Consider the following 24,100-nt stretch of genomic DNA (forward strand, 5'->3'; position numbering starts at 1 on the left):
GTTTGTTGATGGTCATTGGACTGCTCCTTCGGTCTTTACGGGAATGAAGCGTGATGGCGACCAATCGCAATAGGTTTCCGTTTCGGTGTGTCCGAACATGGCTTTGCAACGGCGAATATGGTGGCAGTTACCGCACGCAGTGCCAGAAGGTAAACGCATCTTTTCAGGATCTGCCGGGTCATAGTTCAGCACTTTAGTGTTGTCGCTCATTGGGAGGCTCCCTGGCGAAGTTGGGCGGCGAAATCCTCAGCATCTGCAGCCATACCAGCAGCTTCCTCTGACAATCTCGCGTTTCTACTGCGCAGCCCCTGCTGGCGTAAACGCTTGTGGTTCGCAAACATCTCCACACCCTGAGCCCGCACCTCAGCCAGGAAGGAGTCGGTTGCCGGGGTTTCGCTGTGGTGCAGAGCATCATTGATAATCATCGCTGCAACGCCAGCCTGCCCCGTATTCATGACCGATACATGCTCAAGGGTTACGGCCATTGCGTGTCTGAGCTTCGCGTTCTCCACAGCCAGCGCCACAACATCCGCACGAACCTCACGCAGTTCCAGAACAGCCACCTGAACTGCATAGGCGAAGTTGGCGCATGATCTTTCACCGGCTTTCTCGCTGTCGCGCAGGAAATTAACTGCAACGGTCATCAGTTCATCCAGCTGTTCGCCGGTCATTGGTTTATTGGCTGTCATGATTATTTTCCTGCTGCAGTTTGTACTGCTTAACAAAGTGGGCCACAGCCTTTGACTGGCTGGCGACAATTTGCTTATCGCCCAAATTCAAAGTAACGCTCTTACCACGGTAAATAATGGCGGATCCGATTTCCTTACCATCGAACATCACATACAAGGTTCGTCCGCGAACCTCAGTAGTCGGGATTGGCTGAGACAGGCGATAGGTTTCTCTGGATTCAGCAATCGCTTTGTGTTCGTCGATAATGGACAGTGCTTCCACCAGCGCCGCGCCTTCGATGGTGAACACACCTTCGTCACTGATCGCAGCCTCTGCCATCAGTTCGACGAACCGCCGCGCGTTCTTGATGCTGAGTTCCGGAGCGATAGCGCTGCGGGTAACTTTCGTTTTACCCTGAGCGGCCGCAACAGCCTTATCATGCTGCAGAACTTCACCAGCCTTTTCGCCGTACTCTTTAACGCGGTCCACTGCGACATCCATAGAGACGGCCCCGGATTTCACCTCCTGCTGAACGTCATAATTTGCAGTGCTAAGGGTCAGAAGCTTCTCGACGGTAGCCACAGACTTATTGACCAGCTTCGCAATCTCGCTGGTGGTCTGGTTAAACGCGTTGTGCAGTTCCTGAATAACACCGGCCTGCTCAATATCTGAAAGCGGCAACTGATTGTTACTGGTCATGATGCGCGCCAGGCGCTGCACATCGTTGCCGTTGAAAGGCATGATATGAATACGGTCAACAGGCTTACCAGCGTCACGGCAGCGCTCATAGCAGCGACGTCGGCGGTGGCCTTCGACAACCCACACACCACCTTCGTCACGGGCAATAACTTCCAGAGGGGGAACAGAACCACCGGCCATCAGGTAGTTGAAGAGATCATCATCAGCCAGGCGGGTACGCTCATCGTCGTCATGACGCTTGTTGAAACCTTCGCGAACATAAATATCGTCGAGGCTGATGAACATCCCGGTGTCAGTACGCTTGATGCTCCCGTCACGGGTCATTTGTTTGAATGAGTTGGACATCAGATAACCCCTTCGCTAATAACCTGGTTGGTAACTGGCATGAGCTCGCGCAATTCTCGCTGCGCTTCCAGTAGGTGCAAGTTACTGCGGGTCTTTGTGTGCCGTTCAATGATGCGGTCGCACTCTCTGGCCCAGCTCGTAACATCCTCTCGCAGGGTGGCATTTTCCGTAGCCAGCGACTTGCGCTGACTCAGTGACTCGCAGAGAGCTACGCTGGTGATATCCAGACGGTTAGCCAGTTCGGTCATGATCCCGCGATAGGCAATAGGAAGAAGTGGGGCGGCTTTACGGGCAGCGTCGACCAGTTGCTCTCTGGTCAAGCGTGGTTGTAACTCGGTTACGTTCTGTGTGTTAGGCATGGTTAATTTCTCCGTATTATAAGCGCCCTGCACGACGCTGAATTTTGGTTGCACGAATCCCCCGCCTGACGGCGAATAAAGATAAGAGGACTTCGCTTTAATAAGCACCCAGGATAGGGCGCTTAATGAAGCGGGCGACTGCCATCGCCGGTTAGTTTCTCCACACAACTGAAAGCGCGTTCTGCTTAGGTTTGCATTTAACGATCTGACACTTTGAGGAAAGGTACAGAACGCGCTTTCAGTTGTGAAAATGGGCGGTCGGCATTAAGGATATTCACAACTACCGACCGCCAAGACTACACACAGCTATCGTTGTTACAGGGACTACGGTTTCAGGTTGTGGCGGTGGTGCCTCCACCTGCCGGTTAAGCCATCACCGGCGACGTCACACTATCAAGGCCGCATTCATTTTTGAGTTGAATGATTTGGCTTCGTCACGTGCGCATAGCCGCAATTACCACAACGGAAAGAGCATTGACTCACAGCAGAGCGGCTTGGGGTAACAGCGCCCCTCAATGCTCCCTTCTGATGAATTTAATATACAAAACGTATTCATAGTGGTCAATACATTTTGTATACAAAGGTTATGAGAGGCAACGTTATGTATTTTGATGTGGGTAAGTGAGAGAAGTCGTGATAGATCGGTATGTGGCTATTCGGGATATGAGTGTCAATATGGTTTTGTGAACCCAACCAGGCGGCTGGGTTGCAAGAATTTTTTTAGATGAGTCGTAGTTTGGTTTCTACGCCAACGCCAATGATTCTGCAGTTGCCGTTGATTGGAACAAGAGGCCATTGAGGGTTCAGTCCCTTCAAATATTTTTGACCGCCATCAATAATTAATTTTTTGAAAGTGGCTTCATTAGTATCTGATAGTTTTGCAATCACCAGGCTTCCGTTTACTGGATCTCTTCCTGTGTCAAACAGGACAAATGTTCCCTCGGGAATACTCAATCCGACTGGTGCAGTCATCGAATCACCTTCCACTTCTAACCAAAAAGCATCTCCCTGAATATGAGCATCTGACTCAAACCATTGGTCAATATCTTTCATAGTATAGGCTTCAACGGCTTCCCCCCAAGCGCCAGCCTTGACGCTACTTAAAACCGGGTATTTCTTGCCTGATTTATAACGGCCCACATATGCAACATTTCCTTTAAGGGCATCATCAATGATTAAGCCTCCCGCCCCAACGGAAAAGTTTTTCTTACCGAGGAACTCAAGAATATGTGCAATCTCCTCCAGGCTAGGTTCACGTCGGGTGTTCAACCAGTGATTGACTGCACCTTTGGTAATACCAAGGTGTTCTGCAAGTTGTTCTTGCGTTATCCCCTGGGCTTTCATCAGGGTTTTAGCCAAGTCGTACCATTTCATAGTCATACCCAAATAATACAGCTTGTATACTTATAATCGAGGCACAAATCGTATATCTATATTGCGATTTAAAGATACAAAATGTATATTTCCTGTGTTAACAGGAGAGCGAAATGAATAACCTTCGAGCAATTAGAACCAAGTTAGGTATCACTCAGGGGCACTTGGCAAGTGTCCTTGGGGTGACGAAAGGTGCTGTTTGTCATTACGAAAACAGTAAGAGAAAAATGAACATCGATCAGTGCCGCGCCATCGTTTCTGCCCTTAATGATTTCGGTGGAAAAGTCAGCATTGATGATGTTTTCCCTCCGCTTCAGTCTAGTGATCCTGCAGCGTAAGCATAACTACCAAAGGAAAAACAATATGGTAGACAACATCAACACAGCTATCAGGCTTATGTGTAAGGCGCACAAACATGGACGACTGGGTATGGCTGACGACCTCGGGATGACGATCGATCAGTTTCATAACCATATGTATCAGAAATGCGGGAGCCGTTTTTTCACTCTGTCCGAACTGGAGCGCATGCAGGATTTGTCATCGTCGTTTTATGTCGCTGAATATTTTGCTACCCGCTCGGCAAAGTTGCTGGTGGATATCCCGATTCCTGGAAGTATGGATAACGTCGATCTCTACGATATCGAGATGAAAGCTGCGGCAGCTGAGGGTGATTTTGCCAGGGCAAAGATTGTAGCGGCGGCTGACGGTGTCATTGATAAAAAAGAGCACAAATTCCTGTCTGATTTATTCAACGCGAAGTTACGTCACCAGATACATGGATTTATGGGCTTTTTGGCTCTCTATGGGGTTGGCGTAGCTGAGCACTCAATAGATGCGTTTGTGATGAATGGCCGGAAGGGTGACGCCCCGAGTGTGCAGCTCGAGGCGTCGGTTGCGCCGATTCTATAAGTGGAGAAATAACGCATGAACAGTTTAAACCGATACAGGCCAGCTAAGCAATTCCGATGCTTACCGCTGGTGGGTAAGAACGTCCCGTTCGGCTATGTGGAAATAGTACATGGGGATGGTGGGGCCAACAACTACCAGGCATGTGGCGAAATGGTAGGGGTGTTTGCTCTGATGAACGAGAAGGGGCGCGAGGAATGGCTGAAGTTAACCGTCGATTCAAAGACCGCAGAGGCATCATTGTCCATGTCATCCGATGGGAGCCACAGACCAGACGCGTTATATACCTGCGAGACGGTTACGAGCATGAGTGCTTCAGCCCTCTTGAACAATTCCAGCGTAAATTTACAGAGTTAAAGGACGACCATGAGCACTAAATTAACAGGTTACGTTTGGGACGCTTGCGCTTCTTCAGGCATGAAGTTGTCCAGCGTTGCCATCATGGCGCGTCTGGCTGACTTCAGCAGTGACGAAGGCGTTAGTTGGCCTTCTATCGGCACTATCGCTCGTCAGATTGGTGCTGGTGAAAGCACTGTGCGTACTGCTATCGCTCAGCTGGAGAAAGACGGCTGGCTCTCTCGTAAGCAGCGCCGTAATGGCAACCGCAACGCATCGAACGTTTACCAAATCAATGTTGGAAAACTTCAAGCGGCTGCGTTTTCTCACCTGTCAGATTCTGACGCATCAAAATCTGATGCCTCAAAATCCGACCCCTCAAAATTTGAGGCATCAAAAAATGGAAATGCAGGGCGTTTTGACCCGTCAGAATCTGGTGGGGATCCGTCAGTAAAATCAAAACAAGATCCATCAGATAAAAAACCTTCTTGTCCGGTTGCGTCGCAACCAGACCGTGATGTGTTGATTACCGATCAGGCTAAACAGGCTTTGGTTCACCTGAACCAGGTCACCAACTCCCGTTATCAGGTTTCAACCACCTCGCTGCAGAACATTCGGGCCCGTATCGGCGAAGGATTTACCGTTGCCGAGCTGATGCTGGTGGTGGACTACTGCAACGCTAAGTGGGCTGAAGACCTGAAAATGTCCGATTATCTCCGCCCACAGACGCTGTTCCAGCCATCAAAGTTTCCCGGCTATCTGAAATCAGCGAACAGCTGGCAGAACGCTGGCCGCCCCCAGCGAATTAACGGCGAGTGGGCCCGCGAAGATGGGATCTTTAAATCAAGCTTTGAAAAAACTGATTACAGCAAAGTTCCACAGGGTTTCAGGGGGCACGAATGAGTTACTCACTGATTTACGCAGACCCGCCTTGGGAGTACAGCAACAGGGCCAGCAATGGTGCTGCTGAAAATCATTACGGCACCATGAAGCTGATCGACATCAAACGTCTGCCTGTCTGGGAAGTTGCTGCTGAGAATTCTGTGTTGGCTATGTGGTTCACCGGCACTCACACCCGGGAGGCGATTGAACTGGCTGAGGCCTGGGGCTTTAAGGTCCGCACCATGAAGGGATTCACCTGGGTGAAGTTCAATCCTCTGGCAGAACAACACATCAACAAAGCTCTGGCATCCGGCAACGTTGAGGACTTTTACGACTTCCTCGATCTGCTGAACGGTCAGACCAAGATGAACGGCGGCAACTACACCCGCGCCAACACGGAAGACCTTCTGATCGCGACCCGTGGTAATGGGCTGGAACGGATGAGCGCCAGCGTGAAGCAGGTTATCTACAGCCCACTCGGTGAGCACAGCGCCAAACCAGCTGAGGCCAGACTGCGTCTTGAACAACTTTACGGCGACGTTCCACGCATTGAGCTTTTCAGTCGGTGTGGCGCGCCTGGCTGGGATCACTGGGGAAATCAGGCTGAATCACCAGACATAGAACTGGTATCGGGGTGGGCTGTGCCCATCAGCAAAAAAGAGGATCGCGCAGCATGAGCAAGCTTTCATCAGAGCAGCAGAATGCTGTGCGGGATGTTGCGCGCCGCTGCGTTAAAGAAATACGGGAGGTGCTTAAGCAGAAACCAAAACCAAACTGGAATGCAGTCGTGCCACCGATCCTGAAGAAGTATCACGAACTGGTAAAGCCAATGGGCGTCAGCTTGGTGAGGTTCAACAGTGAAATTGGTCGCCTGAACGGGCGTTATGGAGTGGAGTCATGATCGGATTAACCCGCAGACAAGGTGAGGTTCTGGCAGCCATCAAGGAATACATAGCCCGCGTGGGCTTTCCTCCAACCATGACTGAGCTTGCCGGGCTGATTGGTTGTTCATCTCCGAACGCGGCCTCAGACCACGTGAAGATGCTCCAGCGCAAAGGGTATATCTCAATCGCCAGTGGGGTGGCGAGGGGGATCGCTGTTGTTGATAACGGTAGTGACCTGGATGCGATATCGGTCGTTAAGGCTCTTCTGGACGGTGGTGCAAACGCCAAAGAGCGTGCTGTGGCGTGGCTTGAACTGCAAGGAGTGAAGCTATGAAACTTGTCCTTCCGTTTCCACCGAGCGTAAACACGTACTGGCGCGCGCCTAACAGTGGTCCGCTCAAAGGTCGGCATCTTATCAGCGCAAAGGGCAGGGCATATCAGAGCGCAGCATGTGCTGCCATTGTCGAACAGCTTCGCCGTCTTCCGAAACCGTCAGCGACAGCAGCAGCCGTAGAGATCGTCCTCTATCCGCCGGATGCGCGCCGCCGTGACATCGACAACTACAACAAAGCGCTGTTCGATGCGCTTACCCATGCTGGCATCTGGGAGGATGACAGTCAGGTGAAACGAATGCTGGTGGAGTGGGGCCCTCAGGTGCCGGGTGGAAAGGTAGAAATAACGATCACCAAACATGAACCCATGGCGGGTGCAGCCGCCTGATAAGTGGAGAAGAGCATGCAGCAGATGATTAACGTTAAAAGTGATCTTGGCTTCCAGGCTATGACCAGTATGGAAATTGCCAGTTTGTGTGATAAGCGTCATGACCATGTTTGCCGTGACATAAGAATTATGCTGGAACAGCTCAATATTCAGTCTCCCCAAATTTGGGGAGACTACCAGGATAACCTCGGCAGGGAATATCCGTGCTTCCATTTGCCGAAGGATTTATGCCTGACGCTGGTATCTGGCTATAGCGTTGTTCTTCGCAAGAGGATCATCGACCGCTGGCTGGAACTGGAGCAACTGAGCCAACCGAAGGTACCACAATCATTCTCTGAGGCGTTGCGTCTTGCTGCTGAGCTGGAAGAGCAAAAGCAACAGCTGACTGACCAGCTGGCTATCGCCTCGCCAAAAGCAGAGTTTGTGGATCGATACGTTATGGCCACTGGCTCAATGACGTTCCGGCAGGTAGCCAAACTGCTAAACGCGAAAGAACCTGAGTTCCGCTTATTCCTGCTGGATAGCCACATCATGTACCGTCTGAACGGGACGCTTACGCCATACCATCAACACATTGAGGCCGAACGCTTCGAGGTGAAGACCGGTACCACCAATGCATCGAACTATGCGTTCAGCCAGGCGCGTTTTACTGCAAAGGGAGTGCGCTGGGTTGGCGGCCTGTGGGCTGAGCATGTTGCTAAGGGGCTGATGGCGTGAGGGCATTACTGACACCTGAAGTTGCGCCAATGTCAGGGGTGGTTCTCTTTCGCCCCGGCAGTGAGCTGATGTGGTTATTCCGGCAGGGCCGCGTCGTGATTGAAACTCCCGGTGAACAACTGGCCGATATGCCGTCCGGCGTAATTCCTCAGTCGCATCAGCCGCTGGCCGAAGATGAAAGCCTGCTGTCTGTTTTCGAGAACCCCGCAGTGATCCAGCGTGCTGGTGGCATGTCAGTTTTGGATGCCTGGCTGGAGCAAAAACGTGAATGTCAGTGGCCGCACAACGACTGGCATGCAGACGAGTTCACTATCATGCGCCACAAGCCTGGCAGCATCCTCCTTTGCTGGGGATGTGATAACCAACTGCGTGAACATTTCACTGAAAGGCTGGCAGGAATTGCACGTAAAAACCTGGTATCCTGGCTGGTAAAGGCTGTAAGCGGTCAACTTGGATTCAGTGAAGACCATATCCTCACGCTTCCAGAGTTCTGCTGGTGGCTGGTGAAGAACGGTCTGGGTGATGTAATCCCGGAGAGCATGGCGGCCAAGGCCCTGAGGTTAAAGCCTGAACCCTTCCAGTCAGTGATGCGTGAGAGTGACATCACACCATCGGTACCGGCGGCAGAGCTGCTGCAAGAGAAAGCCAAAAAGATAGTTTCAGTGAAGGTTGATCCTGACACACCGGAATCCCTGATGCTGCGGCCCAAGCGCCGTCGCTGGGAAAACGAGAAGTATACACGATGGGTGAAAACCCAGCCGTGTGCCTGCTGTTCTAAACCGGCAGACGACCCCCACCACCTGATTGGCCACGGGCAGGGTGGAATGGGTACCAAAGCGCACGACCTGTTTGTGATACCTCTGTGCAGAGAGCATCACAACGCGTTACACGCTGATCCTGTGGCATTTGAAGCGAAACACGGCGACCAGTTAACGCTGCTGTTTCGGTTTTTAGATCGTGCGCTGGCAATCGGCGTACTGGCGTAAGTGGAGACGCAAAATGATTAATCCTTCTGAAGTTGGCAAGGCAGGCGAAACAGTTCGCCTACGCACTCTCGAAAGTATCTGGATTCAGGGAAAGCTCCGCATGTGGGGCCGCTGGTCTTATATCGGCGGTGGCTCGGGCGGAAACATGTTCAACCAGTTGCTGGCATCCGGGAAAATAACCAAATCGGCTATCAACGATGCTCTTCGCCGCATGAAGAAATCCGGCATCACCAAATCCGAGCTGGAAGCATACCTGCGTGAAATCCTCGACAGTAAAAACAAAACTGGCCTGGCGTTCTGCTCAGACGAGGAGGGCCTGAAGATTGACGGCGTTATTGCTGCGGTATTGATGAACGAAGAATACCGTGGGCTGTATGGCGTGATTGTTGATCGTCATCGTCTGCGTAAAAGCAAACTCCAGATGGCTAACGAGCTTAATGCAAAACACCCCGACTGGACCCTTATCACATGCCGCCGCCGCATTGAAACATGGGTTAGTCTTGCAGAATCGATCCTTTACGCACCACTTTGTTACGCGTTCGGCACAAATGGCGACAGATTTAAGTTGCAGAGTGAGCAGGAAAGTGCTTAAATTGTGTTAGGCTCGGGACAGTAAAGCGTACTGAGCAATAAACATCAAGAACCCGCCACCGAGCGGGTTTTTTTACAGTCGTGCAATTAATGCTTTTATCCATGACATTGCAGACTCAATTGCCCAATCTGTCTGCTCATCTGTCATTGTAGGCATTGGTTTGCTTCCCGGCCCATGGCTAATTTGATTTCTTATATTGGTGAAATAACCTTTTAATAACTCTGCCTCCCATGGTTCGATAAATTTTCCATTGGCTTTACTGTTAAGGTTTTCAATATAATTTGATGCGCCTTTTTCATTTCCTTTTGACCATCCTTTAACGTCAGATATGATTTTAATTGTGCTTTCGAGTGCCTTTGATGCGAAAATAGCTGGGTCTTTATCTTTCGAATCTCTTCTATCCAAGGATTCTTTCATGTCAGTGTCGACATTTTTCCATTGAGGGTCTGATAACAAGGCCCAGAAAGGTTTTGCTATATTGTTTTCCGTCATTTCATCTTTCGATATTTGTATGAATCCATTATGTAAAGTTAATGGCACGCCAGCACGACGAAATCTTTCATTCATTTCTGACACGTTTTCCGCATACTGTTTTATTATTTCTTGCTGGAAGGCTGAAAGACCTTTCTGATATGAACCAGGAACCGTAACACCTTTAGTTAAAGGAAGAAGACTTTGAGTCATTGAAGATTGGCTGGTATTTATTTTTATAATTTGTTCATATCTCGTGCGCATAGCAAGTTCAATAACGTTGATTCTTTCTTTCAAAAATGAATCAACCGATTGTAAACCATCGAAGGGAGCTGTTACGAACCTCTCACATGCATATTCCCATGTATGGAAGCCACTGACGGGGAATCCATTAGAAGTATAGGAATAATATCTATCGAAAAGGTGAGGGATGCCCAGTTCTCTACTGACTTTGTTATGAACGTTTTTCCAACAATCATCGAATGCTTCACTCTTACCTCCTTTTTCTGAGAATGTTGGTAAAGCCTCCTTGCATATACCCATAAGTTGATTGAGGAGTCTCTGTTCAGTTGTTGAGTATTCATGCCAGATCGGAAATTTTGAATACCTATAAGAAAATACGTCTGTTAGCACTTTTGAACCTCCGACATTGTTAAGGATTCTAAGTTAACACGTTGTTTATCATATGGCATTAGTGCCGTTTTTAATCCCCTCATTCAGAGAGGACTCACAGCAATTAGAGGGGGCTAAATGTCCGATCCTGTTTCTGGCACTACGGTAGCGGCTGGTGGTCTGATGGGGGCCAGCATGTTCGGCCTGGCAACCGGCATAGATTACGGTGTGGTGTTTGGCGCATTCGCTGGTGCGGTGTTCTACGTCGCTACGGCGGTTAATATCAGCCGCCTTAAGCTGGTGGGCTACTTCATCACGTCATTCATCTTCGGCGTTATCGGCGCTCCACTGCTTGGCTCTTATTTCTCCAAATGGACGGGGTATAGCGACAGGCCACTAGATGCGCTGGGCGCGGTAATCGTAGCCGCTATTGCTATTAAGCTGCTCACGTTTGTAAACAGTCAGGATTTGGGTAGCCTGTTTGGAATTCTCTCTCGCTTACGTGGAGGAGGGACCGGCAATGGTCACAAGTGATCCTTCGGCGATGGTCAACGCGTGCATCTGCGCTGTGATCGTTATTGCCCTGATGTTCTACCAGCGCGGAGGGGCGAGACATCGCCCTTTAATATCGCTGATGGCTTATCTCACGGTGCTGGTATATGCCAGCGTCCCTTTCCGATATCTGTTCGGCCTGTACAGCGAATCGCACTGGTTTGTCGTGCTGGTCAATATTTTGATATGCGCGGCGGTGTTATGGGCGAAGGGGAATGTAGCCAGACTTTTAGATGCGATACGTCATTAAAAATCGCGGGGAAAGACATCAATCCTCCCCGCACAATAGAGCTCCTACCCTTTCGGTCTGGTGTTAGCAGTAGCTGAGATACGCACCTTAAGTCAAATATTTACAACTGGCAACATTTTGCCGGTCGTATTGCTTTAAGTAAGTAATTAAACCCTTTCGGGGAATATCCTCATGAATAAAGAACAATTTCAGAAGGCGGCTGGCATCAGCGCCGGATTAGCTGCGCGCTGGTTTCAGCCAATCAGTGATGCGATGAATGAGTTCGGCATCACCACGATTAACGATCAGGCCATGTTTATCGCCCAGCTGGGCCATGAGTCAGATGGCTTTACCTCGCTGGTGGAGAACTTCAACTATTCGGTCGATGGCCTGAAGAAAACCTTCGGTAAACGCCTGACCGCTTATCAGTGCGAGATGCTTGGCCGGGTCAATGGTAAGCAGACCGCTCACCAGCCGCAGATTGCCAATCTGGTATACGGTGATCGCATGGGTAACAACACCCAGGGCGATGGTTGGAAGTATCGAGGTCGTGGACTTCTTCAGATCACCGGCCGCGAGAACTACACCAAATGCGGTGCAGCCCTGAAACTGGATCTGGTAAGTACGCCAGAGTTGCTGGTGCAGGAGCGCCATGCTGCCCGTTCTGCGGCTTGGTACTTTGCGTTACGGGGTTGTCTACTGTATTCCGGTGATATTCTTCGCGTTACGCAGATTATCAACGGCGGCACGAACGGGCTTGAAGATCGACGCGCTCGCTTCGCTAATGCGAAAAAGGTGCTGGAATGAAGAAATGGCTTCACATCCTTCTCCCGCACTGGGAAACAGATACTGTCGTTCTTCAGACGGTGGGAGATGAACTCCATATCGTCTGCAGCTATCACGACGTTGATCCGGGTGAGGTCTTTGACGGTATGTGTGAGTTAAAGATTTTCACCTGGTTGAACTGTGCATGCCCGTTCGGTGGACCCATCAACGTGCGCTCTTTTGAACCGAAGGTAAACGCATGAGCATTGTTGAAATCATTATCGGCGTTATTGGCGCTGTACTGGCTGCCGCAGTTGGTGGTTTTGGTATTGGGCATTTGCGCGGTACCAGCAAAGCAGAATCGAAAGCAGACCAGCAGCGTACTGAAGATAACGCCGCAGCCACCAAAGCAGCAGCCGAACGCCGGGTTGAAGCAACGAAAGGGGCCAGCAATGTCCAACAGACGGTTAGCCATATGCCTGATGACGATGTTGATCGTGAGCTGCGCGGAAACTGGACCCGCAAAGGTTGAGGTCATCGACACTGGCTGCGACTGGGTGAGCGCGATTCGCCTCACTGAGCACGACATCGAAGTGATGGATCGCCAGACGAAGCGCGACATCCTGGCGCATAACAAATCGTGGCAGGCGAACTGCCAGCAACCAACCGATAGCAGGTTATTAACTCGGTGATTAAGTGCTAAGTTGTGGCTATTTTGGTTAAAAATTAATCAGTCGTGGTATGATAGACCTCACTCTTAGAGGGGTTAAAAATATGTCATTCTTCGATTACGCACTTAAACGCGTTGAAGCGGCGACCAAAACAACAGTGATTTGCCCGATATGCGGCCATAACTCGAACCACCCGTCCACAAAAGTACGGCAGGAGCTGCCGTTGCTCTGCCCTCGATGCAAATCACTGTTTGTCATTCACAGATAATATGCTGGCCTGCTGAATATAACCGCCTCCGGGCGGTTTTTTATTACCATCACCATGGGCAGAACTATCGTAATGGCTTAACCCTCATAGGGGATAATCATCATGCGCTATTGCGCAAGATGGCAACACCGTAAAGGGGTATCGCACGTTAACTCCGGGTGACATCGAACGCATGAACCGCCTGAAGGACGTCAGTCGTCAGTTTTGCAGTCTGCTCGATACCGAGCTTGAGCAACTGATTGCTGTCCGCAATGGCCCGGAAATGCTGAGCTCTGAGCAGGCGCGTGAGATTGACGACGCTCTGCGTTGCTTGTCCATTACCCGCACCAAAATGTAGGAAGCCTGCATGTGGGGCTGCCGCGCTGTAACTCGCCCTTGCGGCGATTGCTAGCCATTCCAAAGCTCATCTGCGGGCGGCCATAATCATGGTGCTTTCAGTATTAATTAATGTTTTTTATTTAGTTAATAGGATTTGTCCTGTTTAATGATTTTTCTTCAATATATTGGTGATTATTTTTTAATATATTTTCCCGTGAATTACTTTGAGGTGTGTTTGTGGTTGGTTGTGCTTTGAATGTGTGCATTATTGGTTTATTTGCGTATGAAATTGCTGGTTTTGCGTTTTTAAATGTTAATTGATGTTATTCTTACGAAATAATCTACACTTAAATAGTCAATGCTTTGATAAGAAAAATAAGGCAGAGATTATTGATGTGTAGGTCAATGCATAACTCCTCAGGATAGCACCAGAGTAAAATGCCACGGCTGATAAACAATATTAACCAAAGGCCATGTGGACACATGGCCTTTCCTTCTTGTGTTAGCAAGTAGTGTATTCGCGTGCTAGCATATTTTTCAAGGATGTGGCTGAGCAATCCATTCATTTGAGCCAGCATCGAGAGAATTAATGAAAAAAGTCATAGTCTTCTTTAATTCACAATCTGCAGAGGTCGTTCGGACTCTGGAGGGTGTAACTGCCATTAAGCGAAACTATCCTAACGGTGAAGAAGTTCATCTTCCAATATCTCTCGCCGGTATTCACTCGGTTACAGGTGATCAAATCGAAATATATGTCGCTTCCGATAGGGAACTCTGCCTGGGTGAGGTTGAGAATGCAGTAAATAATTTTCTTAAGGAAAGTTAAATACTGATTATGTGGTGCCAGCGAGGTTTAGTAGATTTCTAACGGGGTATCCGCAAAACTTCTGCTAATATCCTAATATGGTGAATCCCTCTAAGCGGTGGGACTAATTAACCTGATGACTCTTTTTCACTGGCGCTCATCATGAACGACTGAAACAGCGGGTCATGGGTGGTTAACCCAACGACTCACCGGGATGCACCCGGCACCATATACCGAAGCCCTTGCAATCTATGCAGGGGCTTTTTTATTGCCATCAATGTGAGCAAAACTAACGTGGTGGGGTACCATGTGAAGGAATTTGCAAGCGAATCCTATGAGCATGCAGCATCTGCATTATCGGTAGTCTATAATTTATATACAGTTATGGTTAAGGACAGTTCATCAACAATTGTCACCTTGCTGGATAACCTTAATAGTAAATAAACCAGAAGAGGTAAAAATGAAAGTTGAAGCTCTGACGCAAAAGGCAGAAGAAGATATTGCCGCGCTGATAGTAAAGAAAATTTCAGAACTACAAAAAAAAACCGGAAAAGAAGTTTCTGAAATTCAGTTTGTTGCTCGCGAAACGATGACAGGTCTTAACGGTTATGACGTGAAAATTAAACTTCTTTAATCTCATCTTCTAAAGACAAGGTCGCAATAGCGGCCTTTTTTATTGCCATCACCATGGGCCGACCCATCGTAATGGCTGTAGCGGATAAACCGAAATTATGGCCTATAGGGGTTAAAGCAACTGCGCAATCGCGGAGTTTTAAGACTGAAGAAGGTAAAGCGATGACACTACTGATTATGTTCATAGAGAAAATGCCCTGATGCCGGCGGCTATCCCGAGAGCCTGTCGCAAGCGTGGCTGCCCTGGCACAACCACCGACCGCTCAGGCTATTGCTCCAAGCACCTTAACGAAGGCTGGCAGCAGCATCAGCGAGGGCAGAGCAGGCATCAGCGAGGTTATGGCAACAAGTGGGACAGGCTGCGCCCAATCGTTCTCGACAGGGATAAACACCTTTGTCAGGAATGCCTGCGAAATGGAAGCTATACACCCGCTGAGACGGTTGACCACATCACCGCCAAAGCAAATGGGGGTACCGATGACCTGTCCAACCTTGAAAGCCTCTGCAAGTCCTGCCACAGGGCGAAAACAGCGGTCGAAAGACTCAAATGACATCAATTCTCATTTGGGTGGGCCGAGGGGGAGGGCGGGTTGAAAGTTCAGGAACGACGCGCTAAAGGACCGCCGCCTAAGTTTTTGTCGCACGCCCGCAGGTTAGAAAAGATTTTTAGGGGTATCCCAGCAAATGATTAATAGGAGTTTTCGATTATGTCCGGACCACCGAAAACCCCGACACACCTGGTTTTGGTGAAGGGGAACCCATCAAAGCGAGCAATCAAAAAGAACGAGCCAAAACCTCCATCAGGGGTACCCCCAATTCCGAAGCATTTTGACAAGATGGGGAAGTATTGGTTTAAGCGGATCGGGGATGATCTCGACGCCATCGGCGTGATGACAACGCTGGATGGTAAAGCTCTCGAATTGCTGATCGAAGCCTACACAGAATATCGACATCACTGCGAGGTTTTGGCTGAAGAGGGTTACACCTACATATCCACCTCAGCAACCGGCGAGAAGATGGTGAAAGCCCACCCGGCAGCCGTTATGAAATCTGATGCGTGGAAACGCATTCGGGCGATGCTGGGAGAATTCGGTATGACACCGGCCAGCCGATCGAAGGTTGGGGCAAAAGTCCCTGCCGAGGCTGACCCATTGGAAGCATTTCTTAATAAGCGCAAATGATGAATGGCAACCGTTTCGGATGGTATCCAGTACGCCGAGCGCGTGCTATCCGGCGAGATTGTTGCTGGCGAACTGGTGCGGCTATCGTGCCAACGATTCCTTAAAGATTTAGAGTATGGGCCTGAACGCGGCGTCTATTTCAACAAGGATCGCGCCCAGCACATTCTCGATTTCTACAACTTCGTCCCTCACGTCAAAGGTGCTCTGGCCGGAAAGCCGATAGACCTGATGGCCTGGGACATCTTCATTCTAATTAACCTGTTCGGGTTCGTGGTCCCTCTGATCGACGAAATGACCGGCGAGCAGATGTTTGACGATGATGGTGATGCGATCATGGTTCGCCGTTTTCGTACGGCCTACAACGAGGTTGCGCGTAAAAACGCAAAATCAACGCTTTCTTCCGGTATCGGACTTTATATGACAGGAGCGGATGGTGAGGGCGGTGCCGAGGTCTATTCAGCGGCGACCACTCGCGACCAGGCGCGCATTGTTTTTGATGATGCCAAAAACATGATCAAGAAAGCACCCCGAACACTGGGAAGACTATTTGGTCACGTCAAACTGAACATCCACCAGGAAAGAACCGCCTCAAAGTTTGAGCCACTTTCCAGCGATGCGAATAACCTCGACGGTCTGAATATCCATTGCGGGATTGTCGATGAGCTCCACGCTCACCGCACCCGTGATGTTTGGGACGTTCTGGAGACCGCCACGGGTGCCCGCCTGCAGTCGTTGCTTTTTGCCATCACAACGGCTGGTTCAAACAAAGAGGGGATCTGTTTTGAACAGCGCGACTACGCCATAAAAGTGTTGCGCGGCGTGGTAGATGACGACACTTACTTTGCTGTCATTTACACACTGGATGAAGATGACGACCCGTTCGATGAGAAGAACTGGCCGAAGGCAAATCCGGGACTGGGGATCTGTAAGCGCTGGGACGACATGCGCCGTCTAGCGAAAAAAGCGAAAGAACAGATCGCAGCGCGTCCTAATTTTTTCACCAAGCACCTCAATATCTGGGTGACGGCGGAAAGCGCCTGGATGGATATGGACCGCTGGGATAAGTGCAGCGACATTGCCCCGGATGAAGAACTGGTCAACTGGCCGCTTTGGGTTGGTATTGACTTAGCCAACAAGATAGACATTTGCGCCGCGGTTAAAACGTGGCTGGCGCCGAATGGTCACACCCACACCAAGTCGAAATTCTGGATCCCAGAAGGACGACTGGAAACCGCGCCGAAGCATATTTCTGAGCTCTACCGGAAATGGGCGGATGCTGGATTTCTGGATTTAACCGATGGTGACGTTATCGATCACGGTTATATCAAAGCCGAGGTTGAAGCCTGGGTGAAAGGTGAAAGCCTGAAAGAAATAGCCTTCGACCCGTGGAGCGCAACCCAGTTTAGCCTTGCGCTGGCGGAAGAGGGGCTGCCGTTGGTAGAAGTCGCACAGACGGTAAAAAACCTGTCTGAATCCATGAAGTCCGTTCAGGCGGACGTGTACGGCAGCAAAATACACCACGACGGCAACCCCGTAATGACGTGGATGATGTCAAACGTCACCGTTAAGCCTGACAAAAACGACAACGTGTTCCCGAATAAATCAACGCCGGAAAATAAAATCGATGGGCCGGTGGCGCTGTTCACCGCCAAAAGCAGGTTACTCGTCAACGGTGGTGATGATAAGCAGGACTTAACCGACTTCTTTGAAGATCCGATAATGATAGGTGTCTGATGAAATCCAAAAAACAACCAGGGCGCGTAAAAAGCGCCCTTTTAAATTGGCTAGGTGTACCTATCAGTTTGACCACCGGCACGTTTTGGCAGGAGTGGATGGGTACCAGCAGCAGCGGTAAAACGGTGACCGTCGATAAGGCGATCATGCTGTCAGCTGTCTGGGCGTGCGCACGGTTGCTGAGCGAATCAGTCTCAACGTTGCCCTTAAAAGTCTATAAACGGGAAAAGGACGGTTCGCGCGCACTTGCGACCGATCACCCGGCCTATAAAGTGCTCTGTAAACAGCCCAATGGAGAAATGACACCGTCCAGATTCATGCTGATGCTCGTAGCCAGCATCTGTATGCGTGGCAATGCCTTCATTGAAAAGCTAATGATCGGGCAAAAGGTTGTTGGTTTAAACCCGCTTCTTCCTCAAAACATGGTCGTTAAGCGCCTCGATAACGGGCAATTGCAGTACACCTACACCGACAAGAACGGCCAGAGAATTATCCCTGTCAAAAACATGATGCACATTCGCGGATTCGGTCTGGATGGTGTCTGCGGCATGATGCCAATGATGACAGGCAGGGATGTCATTGGCTCGGCAATGGCGGTTGAAGAATCAGCCGCAAAAATCTTTGAAAACGGAATACAAAATTCTGGCTTTATTAGTGCGAAAGCAGACATTAACAAAGAACAGAGAGAGCGCCTGAAGCAAAACCTGAGTTCGTTTGTGGGTTCGAAAAATGCCGGTAAGGTCATGGTGCTCGAAGGCGACATGACCTATCAGGGTGTCACCATGAATCCTGAAGCCGCGCAGATGCTTGAGAGCCGCTCTTTTAGTATTGAAGAGATTTGTCGGTGGTTCCGTATTCCTCCGTTTATGGTCGGTCATATGACCAAACAAAGCAGTTGGGCCTCCAGTGTAGAAGGGATGAACCTCCTCTTTCTGACCAATACACTTCGCCCTTTATTGGTCAATATTGAGCAGGAGATAGCACGTTGTTTGCTGGCGAACGATGAGGATTATTTTGCTGAATTCTCCGTTGAAGGCTTGCTTCGTGCTGACAGCGCAGGGCGAGCGGCTTATTACACAACTGCCTTGCAAAATGGCTGGATGAGCCGTAATGATGTTCGTCGCCTTGAAAACCTGCCTCCTATACCTGGCGGCGACATTTATACGGTGCAATTGAACCTCACTGCGTTGGAAGATTTACGCAAAAACAATCAGGCAACCAGGGCGAGTGCGCTGCTGGAACTGCATAACCAGTTATTCCCCGATATTTCCTTTGAGCAATCTCCGCTAAAACAGGCCGCTTAGGAGCATTTTCCTGATGAGTAAAAAACAACTACCGGCAGCACCGGCGGGTCGCCCCTGCGCGCGAGTTACCTGTGAAACTTTACCTTCCGCCCTGGATCGCTGGGATGGAGGTATCAAAGCAGCATCCGCCGACGACAACAGCATTTCTGTATTTGATGTTATCGGACAGGACTACTGGGGTGAAGGGGTGACGGCCAAGCGTATTGCCGGGGCTCTTCGGGCGATGAATGGCTCTGATGTCACTGTGAATATTAACTCCCCGGGCGGTGACATGTTCGAAGGCCTGGCAATTTACAACCTTCTTCGCGAATACGAAGGCCGCGTGACGGTTAAGGTTCTTGGAATAGCCGCCAGTGCCGCCTCAATCATCGCGATGGCCGGGGATGATATTCAGATTGGTCGTGGTGCCTTCCTGATGATCCATAACTGCTGGGTTTACGCGATGGGCAATCGCCATGACTTTACCCTACTGGCTCAGTCACTGGAGCCATTCGATAACGCAATGGCTGACATCTACGCGGCGCGTTCCGGCCTTGATATGACCGATGTTCAGAGACTGATGGATGCCGAAAGTTATATCGGTGGCAGTGATGCCGTAGCGAAGGGGTTTGCTGACAGCATGCTTTCGGCAGATGCGGTCAGTGATGGAGATGAATCGCCTGCAGCAGCGCTTCGCAAACTCGACGCGCTTCTGGCTAAAACAAATACCCCGCGCTCTGAGCGCCGAAAACTCATTAAAGCCTTATCTGGTGGCATGCCTGGCGCTGTCACCACCAACGATGGCACGCCGGGCGCTGCCGAAGATATCAAACCTGAAACCCTCAATTCACTTGAAAGCGCCCTGGCGGCGTTAGTCAAATAAGGATCATTTATGTCTGAAGTAAACGAAATTCTGAAAAAAGTTACCGCCAGCATTGAAGACGCTACCAGCAAATTCAATGCTAAAGCAGAGGACGCACTGAAAGAAGCGCAGAAGTCCGGCAAGCTCTCTGAAGAAACAAAGGCTGCGGTTGATAAAATGGCCTCTGAGTTCAATGCTCTTCGTGATGCAGAAAAAACGCTTAAAGCTGCGGTAGGTGAGCTGGAGCAACATGTTGCCCAGATGCCACTGAACAATGCGGCAAAAGTGGCTGAGACCGTTGGTCAGGTGGTGATTAATAGCGAGGCGTTGAAAGCCTTTGCTGCGAGTGTTGAGGGCAACAAGCGCGTAAGCGTCCCCGTCCACGCTGCTTTGCTTTCTACTGATGTTGCTGATGGAGTGGTTGAACCACAGCGCCTGCCCGGTATCGACACCGCTCCAAAACAGCGTCTCTTCATCCGCGACCTGATCGCGCCTGGCCGCACATCTTCACCGGCTATTTTCTGGGTGCAGCAAACGGGCTTTACCAATGCTGCAAAAGTAGTGGCAGAAGGTACAACCAAGCCATATAGCGGTATTGAGTTCGCCACTAAAATCACGCCAGTTACTACGATTGCTCACATGTTCAAAGCATCCAAGCAAATTCTGGACGACTTCGCACAGCTCCAGTCCACAGTTGACGCTGAAATGCGTTATGGCCTGAAATATGTGGAAGAACAGGAAATCCTGTTTGGCGACGGCACTGGTGTTCATCTGCATGGCATTGTGCCTCAGGCATCTGCTTTTGATCCTGCGTTCACTGTTGAAAGCCAGAACGGGATTGATGATCTGCGTCTTGCAATGCTTCAGGCTCAGCTGGCTCGCTTCCCGGCGTCTGGTCACGTCCTGCACTTCATCGACTGGGCGAAAATTGAACTCACCAAAGACAGCCTGGGTCGTTACATCCTGGCGAATCCAGCAGCGCTTACCGGTCCGACGCTCTGGGGTCTTCCGGTTGTTGCGACCGAAGCCGCCGCTTTCCAGGGCAAGTTCCTGACTGGTGCATTCAATGCTGCGGCCCAACTTTTCGATCGTGAAGACGCCAACGTAGTAATTTCTACCGAGAACGCCGACGACTTCGAGAAAAACATGATCTCAATCCGTTGCGAAGAGCGTTTGGCCCTGGCTGTTAAACGTCCCGAAGCGTTCATTTATGGCGCGTTCTCGGTCGGCGCTGGTAGCTGATAGTAAAAAAATCAGCGGCCTTCGGGCCGCTTTTTTGAGGAAGCAATAATGAAACTGATTGCACTAAAACCGATTTATATCGGAGGCGTTGTCGTTACTGAAGAAGTTTCATTCGAGGCGCTTGAACAGCGTGGCCGCGAGCTGATTCAAAAAGGTTATGCAAAGCTCGACGAAAATGAGAATCCTGAACAGCCTGAAGTGAAAGCAGATAAGAAGGCGAAAAAGTAATGATCGAACTTGATGTGGTGAAACAGCACTGCCGCATTGATACCGACTTTACTGGTGATGATTCCCTGCTGAATATATACACCGGCGCGGCTGCTCGATATGTCGAGACCTGGACCCGACGAACGCTTTATGAGACTACGGAAAGTTCTGGCTATGCAGAGAATGAAGATTCGATCCAGCTTGGTGAGGACGTGAAAGCGGCCATGTTGTTGCTTATCGGTCACTGGTACGCAAATCGGGAGGCTGTGAATATCAACAATATAACTTCAGCTGTCCCCTTCGCTGTAGAAGCTCTATTGCAGCCTTACCGTATCTATGGAGTCTAGGAGGGTTTATGCAGGCCGGAAGACTCAGAGATAGGGTTACTGTCCAGAACTTTACTACTACGCGAGATACATCAGGCCAGCCGGTAGAGGCATGGAATAACGGTACGACGATATGGGCAGAAGTAAAGGGAATCAGTGGTCGGGAGTTGGTTGCTGCTGGTGCTGAAACTTCTCAGGCAACTATCAGAGTATGGACCCGGTTCCGTCGAGATATAACAGCCGCCTCAAGGTTAAGAGTTGATACTGGACCCTTAAAAGGTGCTGTGCTGAACATTGTTGGTCCACCTATACCAGACCCTAAGGGTGTACAACTCGAAATTCTCTGTAAGCAGGGGGCTGAAAAATGATTGGAACGCGCCTCGATTTTTCCGGGCTGGCCGATATCGCGAAAGATCTTGAAGTTCTCAGTCGCGCTGAAAATAACAAGGTTTTGCGTGATGCTACTCGTTCTGGTGCTGAAGTACTCAAAAAAGAGGTAGTTGTCCGTGCGCCGGTGCGCAGCGGGAAGATGAAGAAAAACGTAGTGGTGGTGACACAGAAAAGCCGTCGCCGTGGTGAGATTGCTTCCGGCGTCCATATCCGTGGTGTTAACCCCCGCACCGGGAACAGCGATACCACCATGAAAGCGAAGAACCCGCGCAACGCTTTTTACTGGCGTTTCGTTGAGATGGGAACCGCCAACATGCCGCCTCACCCCTTCGTGCGTCCGGCATTTGACGTGCGGCAAGAGCAGGCCACAGAGGCGGCTATTCGGCGCATGAACCAGGCCATTGACGAGGCGTTAAGCAAATGACCGAAGACGATCTCTATCCGCTACTGGCATCACTGGCTGGCGGCAAGGTTTACCCATACGTTGCACCTCTCGGCAGCGATGGGCAGCCTTCAATCGCGCCGCCATGGGTGATTTTCTCGATCATCACCAATGTGGCTGCAGACGTTCTTTGCGGACAGGCAGAGTCTGTCGTATCGGTCCAGGTGGATGTCTATTCCAGTGCCATTACCGAAGCGCGCACGATCAGAGATATGGCACTGGATGCTGTACAGATGCTGAAACCGGAAAGCATAGTCAAAACGCCAGGATATGAAACCGACCTGCGCTATCACAGGGCAACGCTTGAATTTCAGTTAACCGTTTAGCCTCACTCACCCTCACAGACCGCTCCGGCGGTTTTTTTTTATCTGGAGAAATCATGACCAGTAAGTATGAAGTCACGAAGGGGATGACCTTTGCCGTCTCCAGTGCACCCGTAACCGCCGTAGATTTTACTTCTTCCGCCTTCCCGGGCGTCGGTGTCACCTGGCTGGAAGCGGCCTGCGCAACGAAAGAGATTACCTTCACTGGTGGCCAGAAGGGTGATATCGACGTCACCACGCTCTGCTCAACCGAGCAGGAGCAAACCAACGGGCTTGCAGCGCCAGCAGAAATGAGCATCACCCGTAACTGGGTTGGCGATGAAGCCTCGCAGGAAGCACTGCAGACTGCCTATGAAAACGATGAGCTGCGCGCGTTGCGTGTCGTGTTCCCGTCGGGCAATGGCTTTTATGTGCTGGTGGAGGTTCGCCAGAGTTCGTGGTCTGCGGCCACCTCCTCCGTCGTTGGCGCAACTTACTCGCTGCGTGTACGTGGAAAGCCGAAGCGCATCGTCGCATCTGGTTCATAAGCGGCTCTGGCCGCTTTTCTTTTTAGTGAGCCAGATATCTGGCTCAGTTAGCTTACTGCGTAGAGATTATGAAATGTCCAAAATTCAACCATCATCAGTTTCCCTGCGCGATTTAGCGCTCGCCCCATCATCAGGTTTTCGTTCAAAGATCATTCCAGTTCCTGAGTGGAACGGCGAAAAAGTCATGCTGCGGGAGCCATCAGGTGAAGCCTGGCTGCGTTTTCGCGAGATCATGACTCCTGATGTTCCTGAAGGCGAAGAAGCGCCAAAGCTAACTCAGGCTGAAGCGTATGTACGCAACAAAAAAGCGGACGTCATTATGTTCATTGATGTCCTGCTGGATGACAAAGGTGAGCGTGTTTTCAGTGATGCGGATGAAGATACTGTGATGAAAATCTACGGCCCTGTTCATTCACGTCTTCTTTCTCAGGCCCTTGGCCTCGGTATTACTCAGGAAGTTGCGGAAGCAAAGTAAAAGAGCCGCTGACTTTCTTCCTGATGACTTTAGCCCTTCGCCTCGGAAAAACCTTCCACGAAATTTGTGAAACCATCACAGCGCGCGAGCTGAAGATGTGGATTGCCTATGACCGACTGAGCCCAATCGGGGACTGGCGCGGTGATGTGCAGGCAGCGCAGGTATCTACCGCTATTTTCAATGCTCAGGGCGGGAAAGTAACACTCAGCGATCTCTTGCTGAAATGGGGCAATACCGAAGAGGAAGAAATCAGCGGCCTCGAAGAGTGGATGTCTGGTATTTAGTCTCCCGCGCAGGCGGGTGTATATGGGTGAA

At 50.3% G+C, this 24,100-nt stretch carries 40 protein-coding genes and 1 pseudogene; 34 read left to right on the plus strand and 7 right to left on the minus strand.

Annotated elements, in window-relative coordinates:
* Positions 1 to 12 precede the first annotated feature (12 nt).
* The 5 genes from M8013_RS20600 to M8013_RS20620 form a co-directional block, all read right to left on the minus strand.
* Positions 13 to 210 (minus strand): hypothetical protein, encoded by a 198-nt coding sequence (locus tag M8013_RS20600; RefSeq protein ID WP_271269629.1) that lies wholly within the window; start codon positions 208 to 210, stop codon positions 13 to 15.
* Entirely contained in the window at positions 207 to 689 is a 483-nt protein-coding gene (locus tag M8013_RS20605; RefSeq protein WP_418939550.1) for a hypothetical protein, read from the minus strand. The genes M8013_RS20600 and M8013_RS20605 overlap by 4 nt, the downstream gene beginning before the upstream one ends.
* Positions 676 to 1,713, minus strand: a complete 1,038-nt coding sequence (locus M8013_RS20610; protein ID WP_271269630.1) for a chromosome partitioning protein ParB — start codon at positions 1,711 to 1,713, stop codon at positions 676 to 678. The genes M8013_RS20605 and M8013_RS20610 overlap by 14 nt, the downstream gene beginning before the upstream one ends.
* Positions 1,713 to 2,033 (minus strand): hypothetical protein, encoded by a 321-nt coding sequence (locus tag M8013_RS20615; RefSeq protein WP_271269631.1) that lies wholly within the window; start codon positions 2,031 to 2,033, stop codon positions 1,713 to 1,715. The genes M8013_RS20610 and M8013_RS20615 overlap by 1 nt, the downstream gene beginning before the upstream one ends.
* Positions 2,034 to 2,792: 759 nt before the next feature.
* Positions 2,793 to 3,452 (minus strand): LexA family protein, encoded by a 660-nt coding sequence (locus M8013_RS20620; RefSeq protein ID WP_271269632.1) that lies wholly within the window; start codon positions 3,450 to 3,452, stop codon positions 2,793 to 2,795.
* A 107-nt stretch (positions 3,453 to 3,559) separates the two neighbouring features.
* Between M8013_RS20620 and M8013_RS20625 the strand changes: the two genes are divergently transcribed.
* The 11 genes from M8013_RS20625 (at position 3,560) to M8013_RS20675 (ending at position 9,469) form a co-directional block, all read left to right on the plus strand.
* A complete protein-coding gene (locus M8013_RS20625) occupies positions 3,560 to 3,784 on the plus strand; it encodes a helix-turn-helix transcriptional regulator (RefSeq protein ID WP_271269633.1) in 225 nt (74 codons plus the stop codon).
* Between the two features lie 25 nt (positions 3,785 to 3,809).
* A complete protein-coding gene (locus M8013_RS20630; RefSeq protein WP_271269634.1) occupies positions 3,810 to 4,355 on the plus strand; it encodes a YmfL family putative regulatory protein in 546 nt (181 codons plus the stop codon).
* A gap of 194 nt (positions 4,356 to 4,549) precedes the next feature.
* Positions 4,550 to 4,729, plus strand: a complete 180-nt coding sequence (locus M8013_RS20635; RefSeq protein ID WP_271269635.1) for a DUF4222 domain-containing protein — start codon at positions 4,550 to 4,552, stop codon at positions 4,727 to 4,729.
* Positions 4,719 to 5,591, plus strand: coding sequence for a conserved phage C-terminal domain-containing protein (locus tag M8013_RS20640; protein ID WP_271269636.1), 873 nt, complete (start codon positions 4,719 to 4,721; stop codon positions 5,589 to 5,591). Before M8013_RS20635 ends, M8013_RS20640 begins: the two co-directional genes overlap by 11 nt.
* Positions 5,588 to 6,247, plus strand: a complete 660-nt coding sequence (locus M8013_RS20645; protein ID WP_271269637.1) for an MT-A70 family methyltransferase — start codon at positions 5,588 to 5,590, stop codon at positions 6,245 to 6,247. Before M8013_RS20640 ends, M8013_RS20645 begins: the two co-directional genes overlap by 4 nt.
* A complete protein-coding gene (locus tag M8013_RS20650; RefSeq protein WP_271269638.1) occupies positions 6,244 to 6,471 on the plus strand; it encodes a hypothetical protein in 228 nt (75 codons plus the stop codon). The genes M8013_RS20645 and M8013_RS20650 overlap by 4 nt, the downstream gene beginning before the upstream one ends.
* A complete protein-coding gene (locus M8013_RS20655) occupies positions 6,468 to 6,788 on the plus strand; it encodes a LexA family protein (RefSeq protein ID WP_271269639.1) in 321 nt (106 codons plus the stop codon). The genes M8013_RS20650 and M8013_RS20655 overlap by 4 nt, the downstream gene beginning before the upstream one ends.
* Positions 6,785 to 7,174, plus strand: a complete 390-nt coding sequence (locus M8013_RS20660; protein WP_271269640.1) for a RusA family crossover junction endodeoxyribonuclease — start codon at positions 6,785 to 6,787, stop codon at positions 7,172 to 7,174. Before M8013_RS20655 ends, M8013_RS20660 begins: the two co-directional genes overlap by 4 nt.
* Before the next feature lie 15 nt (positions 7,175 to 7,189).
* Complete coding sequence (locus tag M8013_RS20665; protein WP_271269641.1) at positions 7,190 to 7,891, plus strand: phage antirepressor KilAC domain-containing protein; 702 nt, start codon at positions 7,190 to 7,192, stop codon at positions 7,889 to 7,891.
* Complete coding sequence (locus M8013_RS20670) at positions 7,888 to 8,877, plus strand: DUF968 domain-containing protein (RefSeq protein ID WP_271269642.1); 990 nt, start codon at positions 7,888 to 7,890, stop codon at positions 8,875 to 8,877. The genes M8013_RS20665 and M8013_RS20670 overlap by 4 nt, the downstream gene beginning before the upstream one ends.
* A 13-nt stretch (positions 8,878 to 8,890) precedes the next feature.
* Entirely contained in the window at positions 8,891 to 9,469 is a 579-nt protein-coding gene (locus M8013_RS20675; RefSeq protein WP_271269643.1) for a DUF1133 family protein, read from the plus strand.
* A 72-nt stretch (positions 9,470 to 9,541) separates the two neighbouring features.
* Here the strand turns inward: M8013_RS20675 and M8013_RS20680 are convergent, their stop codons facing one another.
* Positions 9,542 to 10,573, minus strand: a complete 1,032-nt coding sequence (locus M8013_RS20680; RefSeq protein ID WP_271269644.1) for an AbiJ-NTD4 domain-containing protein — start codon at positions 10,571 to 10,573, stop codon at positions 9,542 to 9,544.
* Positions 10,574 to 10,690: 117 nt separating this feature from the next.
* On the opposite strand from M8013_RS20680, the gene M8013_RS20685 reads away from it, so the two are divergent.
* The 9 genes and pseudogenes from M8013_RS20685 (at position 10,691) to M8013_RS20730 (ending at position 14,794) form a co-directional block, all read left to right on the plus strand.
* Entirely contained in the window at positions 10,691 to 11,086 is a 396-nt protein-coding gene (locus tag M8013_RS20685) for a phage holin family protein (RefSeq protein ID WP_271269645.1), read from the plus strand.
* Positions 11,073 to 11,354, plus strand: a complete 282-nt coding sequence (locus M8013_RS20690; protein ID WP_271269646.1) for a phage holin family protein — start codon at positions 11,073 to 11,075, stop codon at positions 11,352 to 11,354. Before M8013_RS20685 ends, M8013_RS20690 begins: the two co-directional genes overlap by 14 nt.
* A 171-nt stretch (positions 11,355 to 11,525) precedes the next feature.
* Positions 11,526 to 12,140, plus strand: a complete 615-nt coding sequence (locus M8013_RS20695; protein WP_271269647.1) for a glycoside hydrolase family 19 protein — start codon at positions 11,526 to 11,528, stop codon at positions 12,138 to 12,140.
* Positions 12,137 to 12,361: a hypothetical protein gene (locus tag M8013_RS20700; RefSeq protein WP_271269648.1), complete on the plus strand. Its 225-nt coding sequence runs from the start codon at positions 12,137 to 12,139 to the stop codon at positions 12,359 to 12,361. Before M8013_RS20695 ends, M8013_RS20700 begins: the two co-directional genes overlap by 4 nt.
* Positions 12,358 to 12,630: a hypothetical protein gene (locus tag M8013_RS20705; protein ID WP_271269649.1), complete on the plus strand. Its 273-nt coding sequence runs from the start codon at positions 12,358 to 12,360 to the stop codon at positions 12,628 to 12,630. Before M8013_RS20700 ends, M8013_RS20705 begins: the two co-directional genes overlap by 4 nt.
* Positions 12,587 to 12,790 (plus strand): hypothetical protein, encoded by a 204-nt coding sequence (locus M8013_RS20710; RefSeq protein WP_271270172.1) that lies wholly within the window; start codon positions 12,587 to 12,589, stop codon positions 12,788 to 12,790. The genes M8013_RS20705 and M8013_RS20710 overlap by 44 nt, the downstream gene beginning before the upstream one ends.
* Positions 12,791 to 12,872: 82 nt before the next feature.
* Positions 12,873 to 13,037 carry a YnfU family zinc-binding protein gene (locus M8013_RS20715; RefSeq protein ID WP_271269650.1) on the plus strand — a complete coding sequence of 55 codons (165 nt, stop codon included), beginning with the start codon at positions 12,873 to 12,875 and terminating at the stop codon, positions 13,035 to 13,037.
* A gap of 172 nt (positions 13,038 to 13,209) precedes the next feature.
* Positions 13,210 to 13,371 (plus strand): annotated as a pseudogene (locus tag M8013_RS20720) (Acb2/Tad1 domain-containing protein); the annotation flags it as partial.
* Positions 13,372 to 14,620: 1,249 nt separating this feature from the next.
* Entirely contained in the window at positions 14,621 to 14,794 is a 174-nt protein-coding gene (locus tag M8013_RS20730; RefSeq protein ID WP_271269653.1) for a GnsA/GnsB family addiction module toxin, read from the plus strand.
* Here the strand turns inward: M8013_RS20730 and M8013_RS20735 are convergent.
* Positions 14,781 to 14,978 carry a hypothetical protein gene (locus tag M8013_RS20735; protein WP_271269654.1) on the minus strand — a complete coding sequence of 66 codons (198 nt, stop codon included), beginning with the start codon at positions 14,976 to 14,978 and terminating at the stop codon, positions 14,781 to 14,783. The genes M8013_RS20730 and M8013_RS20735 overlap by 14 nt on opposite strands.
* A 15-nt stretch (positions 14,979 to 14,993) precedes the next feature.
* Between M8013_RS20735 and M8013_RS20740 the strand changes: the two genes are divergently transcribed.
* From M8013_RS20740 to M8013_RS20805, 14 genes are all read left to right on the plus strand, one after another.
* Positions 14,994 to 15,344, plus strand: coding sequence for an HNH endonuclease (locus M8013_RS20740; RefSeq protein ID WP_271269655.1), 351 nt, complete (start codon positions 14,994 to 14,996; stop codon positions 15,342 to 15,344).
* Positions 15,345 to 15,500: 156 nt separating this feature from the next.
* Entirely contained in the window at positions 15,501 to 15,974 is a 474-nt protein-coding gene (locus M8013_RS20745) for a phage terminase small subunit P27 family (RefSeq protein ID WP_271269656.1), read from the plus strand.
* Between the two features lie 3 nt (positions 15,975 to 15,977).
* On the plus strand, positions 15,978 to 17,708 hold the full coding sequence (locus M8013_RS20750) for a terminase large subunit (protein WP_271269657.1): 1,731 nt from the start codon (positions 15,978 to 15,980) through the stop codon (positions 17,706 to 17,708).
* Positions 17,708 to 19,012, plus strand: a complete 1,305-nt coding sequence (locus M8013_RS20755; RefSeq protein WP_271269658.1) for a phage portal protein — start codon at positions 17,708 to 17,710, stop codon at positions 19,010 to 19,012. The genes M8013_RS20750 and M8013_RS20755 overlap by 1 nt, the downstream gene beginning before the upstream one ends.
* A 13-nt stretch (positions 19,013 to 19,025) precedes the next feature.
* Entirely contained in the window at positions 19,026 to 19,874 is an 849-nt protein-coding gene (locus M8013_RS20760) for a head maturation protease, ClpP-related (protein WP_271269659.1), read from the plus strand.
* Positions 19,875 to 19,883: 9 nt separating this feature from the next.
* Positions 19,884 to 21,095, plus strand: a complete 1,212-nt coding sequence (locus M8013_RS20765) for a phage major capsid protein (RefSeq protein ID WP_271269660.1) — start codon at positions 19,884 to 19,886, stop codon at positions 21,093 to 21,095.
* Positions 21,096 to 21,143: 48 nt separating this feature from the next.
* Entirely contained in the window at positions 21,144 to 21,323 is a 180-nt protein-coding gene (locus tag M8013_RS20770; protein WP_271269661.1) for a hypothetical protein, read from the plus strand.
* Positions 21,323 to 21,649, plus strand: a complete 327-nt coding sequence (locus M8013_RS20775) for a head-tail connector protein (RefSeq protein WP_271269662.1) — start codon at positions 21,323 to 21,325, stop codon at positions 21,647 to 21,649. The genes M8013_RS20770 and M8013_RS20775 overlap by 1 nt, the downstream gene beginning before the upstream one ends.
* 8 nt (positions 21,650 to 21,657) lie before the next feature.
* Positions 21,658 to 21,996: a phage head closure protein gene (locus M8013_RS20780; protein WP_271269663.1), complete on the plus strand. Its 339-nt coding sequence runs from the start codon at positions 21,658 to 21,660 to the stop codon at positions 21,994 to 21,996.
* On the plus strand, positions 21,993 to 22,442 hold the full coding sequence (locus tag M8013_RS20785) for an HK97-gp10 family putative phage morphogenesis protein (protein WP_271269664.1): 450 nt from the start codon (positions 21,993 to 21,995) through the stop codon (positions 22,440 to 22,442). The genes M8013_RS20780 and M8013_RS20785 overlap by 4 nt, the downstream gene beginning before the upstream one ends.
* A complete protein-coding gene (locus M8013_RS20790; RefSeq protein ID WP_271269665.1) occupies positions 22,439 to 22,786 on the plus strand; it encodes a gp17 family tail completion protein in 348 nt (115 codons plus the stop codon). Before M8013_RS20785 ends, M8013_RS20790 begins: the two co-directional genes overlap by 4 nt.
* 53 nt (positions 22,787 to 22,839) lie before the next feature.
* A complete protein-coding gene (locus M8013_RS20795) occupies positions 22,840 to 23,310 on the plus strand; it encodes a phage tail tube protein (RefSeq protein ID WP_271269666.1) in 471 nt (156 codons plus the stop codon).
* 73 nt (positions 23,311 to 23,383) lie between these two features.
* Positions 23,384 to 23,785 (plus strand): phage tail assembly chaperone, encoded by a 402-nt coding sequence (locus M8013_RS20800; RefSeq protein WP_271269667.1) that lies wholly within the window; start codon positions 23,384 to 23,386, stop codon positions 23,783 to 23,785.
* Between the two features lie 23 nt (positions 23,786 to 23,808).
* Positions 23,809 to 24,069, plus strand: coding sequence for a phage tail assembly protein T (locus M8013_RS20805; protein ID WP_271269668.1), 261 nt, complete (start codon positions 23,809 to 23,811; stop codon positions 24,067 to 24,069).
* The last annotated feature ends 31 nt before the right edge of the window (positions 24,070 to 24,100 follow it).

The organism is Silvania confinis (genome assembly GCF_025564085.1).
Classification (GTDB): Bacteria; Pseudomonadota; Gammaproteobacteria; order Enterobacterales; family Enterobacteriaceae; genus Enterobacter; species Enterobacter confinis.